This is a genomic window from Lachnospira sp. (assembly GCF_016290755.1).
Lineage (GTDB): Bacteria > Bacillota > Clostridia > Lachnospirales > Lachnospiraceae > Lachnospira > Lachnospira multipara.
In genome coordinates, this window is the sequence record NZ_JAEEVD010000096.1 from 1 (window position 1) to 4,157 (window position 4,157).

Here is a 4,157-nt window from a genome sequence, read left to right on the forward strand (position 1 = left end):
TTTAAAAAACGAATAGTAAAAGAAGATAAAAAATCTCTTCTAACTGGATTATCCAGTAGAAGAGATTTTTTTCTTTATAAGTTTTATGTCAAATGCTCTTTAAAATAAGGCTTTCCATTCATATCTAAGCTTGATTTATGGCTGTTAATTATCGAATCAGATTTAAAATAAAGCTTCTTATAACAGTAAACAAAGTAGGCAATTTCAGCAACACCTGTAATTATAAAGGAGAATGGATATAGTAAATAGAGGGATGGGATAGTGCCTATAAAGGCAAATACAGTTTTTACCCATAAAATTCTAAATACACATGAACCCATAATTACAATAAAGGTTGGTATTGCAGTTTTGTGAATTGCTCTTGAAGCAGCAATACTACAATCCATAAGGGCGGATAAGAATAAAGATAGTGCCATAATATTTACCCTATTAAGTCCTGCGTCTATAACTGCGGCATCTGAAGAGAATAAAGATAGGAATTCTCTTCCAAAGAGTAGTAATAGAATGCCTAGTATAAGGCCTAGTGCCATGGATAAAAGAGTGCTAGTTAAATAACTATATTTAATTCTTTTCTTATCTCTAGCGCCAAAGTTTTGTCCAACAAAGGTAGCGCCTGCTGTATTAAAGGCTGCCATACATTCAAAAACAATAGTGTCAGCATTAGTGGCAGCAGAATTTCCTGAAACAAAAGTAGCATCAAAGCTATTAACACCAGCTTGAACAAAAAGGTTTGCAAAGTGGAAAACTGCACTTTGAAAGCCAGATAGAATTCCAAGTCTAGTAATAGTTGGAACCTTTGATTTAGTGATTCTTATTTTCTTAATCTCAAGTCTAAAGTCTTGCTTTTCTTTAAGCATAGTAACAATAATCATAACTGCTAGTGCGTATTGGGAAATCACACTTGCAAGGGCAACTCCTGCTACACTAAGATGGCAAATAATTACAAAAAATAAATTTAGAATAATATTTATCACACCACTAATGGATAAAAAATAAAGTGGCTTTTTAGTGTTACCAGCTGCGGATAAAACTGCATTTCCCCAATTATAAATACCAAGAGCTGGCATACCAAGCGAGCAGATTCTTGCGTAAATAATTGCCCCTTTAATTAATTCCTCCTTAGTTCCTAAAAGCTTTAGGATAATTGGCGAGAAGGCAATTCCTATTAATAGGATAACTACTCCTTCTAAGAAACTAATTATTATACTTGTGTGAACTGTTTCTGATAAATCTTTCTTATTCTTAGCTCCAATATGTAGGGCAGTAAGTACATTTATACTACCGCTCATTCCAATAATAAAGGCAAGAAAGAGCTGGATTAATATAACTGAAGAGCCAACACTTCCTAAGGCATTAGAGCCTGCAAATCTTCCGACTACCGCCACATCACACAGATTAAAAAGTACCTGCAATAGATTAGTAAACACCAGAGGTATACTAAAAAGCAGCATTTGCGGTATAATCGGACCTTTCGTAAAATTCTTCATTTTCTCATTCCTTAAACTATATTCTTTCTAAGACGGACATTTGTAGTTCGTTCATTGAATCGTTTGATACTATATCATTAGAAACATAGCTATATCAAGCCAACGCTTTAACGCAAAAAAGATTGGAAAATATTAGATTTTTAACAATTTTTTACGCACTAGAACTTGTTAAAGTCTGCTTTACAAATAGCCAAGAATTTATTATTATAAAGATTGTGTTTTATGACTTATATTAGATGAGTTAAATAGGTAGAAAGAGGTAACTAATCATGGCAGAGTCAATGGTAGGTTTGAAAAGAACTCATAGATGTACTGAAGTATCTAGCGCCAATGTTGGAGAAAAAGTTACAGTTATGGGTTGGGTACAAAAAAGAAGAAATTTAGGTGCTTTAATTTTCGTAGATTTAAGAGATAGAAGTGGTCTTTTACAGATCCTTTTCGATGAAAATGTAATTGGTAAGGAAGGTTTTGATAAAGCTTATACACTTCGTAACGAATTCGTTATTGCTGTAGAGGGTACAGTTAATAAGCGTTCAGGTGCCGTAAATGAGAATTTAAAGACTGGTGATATTGAAGTTATCGCAGAGTCTCTTAGAATTCTTTCAGAATCTGAGACACCTCCTTTCCCAATTGAAGAGAATATTTCAACTAAGGAAGATATTAGACTTAAGTATAGATGTCTTGACTTAAGAAGACCTGATATTCAGTCTAACATTATTATGAGAAGTAAGGTTGCTACATTAACAAGAGCATTCCTTGCTAATGAAGGTTTCCTTGAGATTGAAACTCCAATGCTTACTAAGTCTACACCAGAAGGTGCTAGAGATTATTTAGTTCCATCAAGAGTTCATCCAGGTAAATTTTATGCTCTTCCTCAGTCACCTCAGTTATTTAAGCAGATGCTTATGTGCTCTGGTTATGATAGATATATGCAGATTGCAAGATGTTTCAGAGATGAAGATTTAAGAGCTGATAGACAGCCTGAATTTACTCAGATCGATATGGAATTATCATTTGTTGATGTTGATGATGTAATCGATGTTAACGAAAGATTACTTGCACATCTTTTCAAGGAAGTACTTAATGTTGATGTACAGCTTCCAATTCAGAGAATGACATGGCAGGAAGCTATGGATAGATTTGGTTCTGATAAGCCAGACCTTCGTTTTGGTATGGAACTTCATGATGTATCAGAACTTGTTAAGAACTGCGGCTTTGGTGTATTTACATCAGCTCTTGAAAATGGCGGCTCAGTACGTGGTATTAACGCAAAGGGTCAGGGCAGCATGCCTCGTAAGAAGATCGACGCTTTAGTTGATTTCGCTAAGGGCTATGGTGCTAAGGGCTTAGCTTATATCGCTATTAATGAAGATGGTACATATAAGTCTTCATTTGCTAAGTTTATGACAGAAGAAGAGATGGATGCCTTAGTTAAGGCACTTGACGGTGAGAAGGGTGATTTATTACTCTTTGCAGCTGATAGAAATAAGATCGTTTGGAATGTACTTGGTGCATTAAGAGTTGAGCTTGCTGATAAGATGGGCTTACTTGATAAAAATGATTACAAGTTCTTATGGGTAACAGAATTCCCTCAGTTTGAATGGTCAGACGAGGAAGAAAGATGGGTAGCAATGCACCATCCATTCACAATGCCTATGGACGAAGATTTAGATAAGTTAGAGTCAGATCCAGGTGCAGTACGTGCTAAGGCTTACGATATCGTACTTAACGGTACAGAAATCGGTGGTGGTTCAGTAAGAATTCACCAGGCTGATATTCAGTCACGTATGTTTAAGGCTCTTGGCCTTACAGAAGAAACAGCTAATGAGAAGTTCGGATTCTTACTTGATGCCTTCAAGTATGGTGTTCCACCACACGCTGGTTTAGCATATGGTCTTGATAGACTTGTAATGCTTATGGCTAAGCGCGATTCAATCCGTGATGTAATTGCATTCCCTAAGGTTAAGGATGCAAGCTGTCTCCTTACTAATGCTCCTGATGTTGTTGATGAAAAGCAGCTCAAGGAATTAAGCATTGATATTGCTAAGGAAGAGACAGAAGAAAAGTCTGAAGAAAACTAATAAATAATAAGTTTCATGTTACTTTTAAATCTTGCAACTGTTAAATCTTGCATTTGATAACTGACATGAGCTGTTTTGGAAAGGAGCCGGAAACGGCTCCTTTTTGTATTCCTAAAACTGTAAAACTAAAAAAATGAGTTTTGGCTTTCTTATATACTTTTAAAATTAATTGACTTATGAACTCTAGTTATTATAATATAAATAATCGTAAGGACTTTTAAACCTAGAGAGTTTTTACGAATTACGATTTGGGAGGATTTGTATGTATTCATTTAATGAAGTGTCAAGTTTTGATCCAGATTTAGCTAAGGCTATGGATGACGAACTTGCAAGACAGAGAAGTCATATTGAGCTTATTGCTTCTGAGAACCTAGTAAGCAAGGCTGTTATGGCTGCTATGGGAAGCCCACTTACTAACAAGTATGCTGAAGGTTACCCAGCTAAGAGATATTACGGTGGATGTGAATATGTTGACGTAGTAGAAAACTTAGCAATTGAAAGAGCTAAGAAGCTTTTTGGTTGTACATACGTTAACGTTCAGCCTCATTCAGGTGCACAGGCTAATATGGCAGTGTTCTATGCACTTGTT

2 protein-coding genes and 1 pseudogene are annotated in these 4,157 nt (G+C 35.5%); 2 read left to right on the forward strand and 1 reads right to left on the reverse strand.

The genetic code is table 11. From position 1 onward, the window contains the following. Window positions 1-83: 83 nt before the first annotated feature. Window positions 84-1,487, reverse strand: coding sequence for an MATE family efflux transporter (locus tag QVA17_RS12330; protein ID WP_287389292.1), 1,404 nt, complete (start codon window positions 1,485-1,487; stop codon window positions 84-86). Between the two features lie 269 nt (window positions 1,488-1,756). Here QVA17_RS12330 and aspS point away from each other — a divergent pair, with 269 nt between their 5' ends. Beyond that, complete coding sequence (gene aspS, locus QVA17_RS12335; RefSeq protein ID WP_287389294.1) at window positions 1,757-3,568, forward strand: aspartate--tRNA ligase; 1,812 nt, start codon at window positions 1,757-1,759, stop codon at window positions 3,566-3,568. A gap of 262 nt (window positions 3,569-3,830) precedes the next feature. Next, window positions 3,831-4,157, forward strand: a pseudogene (locus QVA17_RS12340) (serine hydroxymethyltransferase); the annotation flags it as partial.

Excerpts from the sequence above, each read along its gene's own strand:
- QVA17_RS12330 (WP_287389292.1), bottom strand. The coding sequence starts at position 1,487 with ATGAAGAATTTTACGAAAGGTCCGATTATACCGCAAATGCTGCTTTTT.
- aspS (WP_287389294.1), top strand. The coding sequence starts at position 1,757 with ATGGCAGAGTCAATGGTAGGTTTGAAAAGAACTCATAGATGTACTGAA.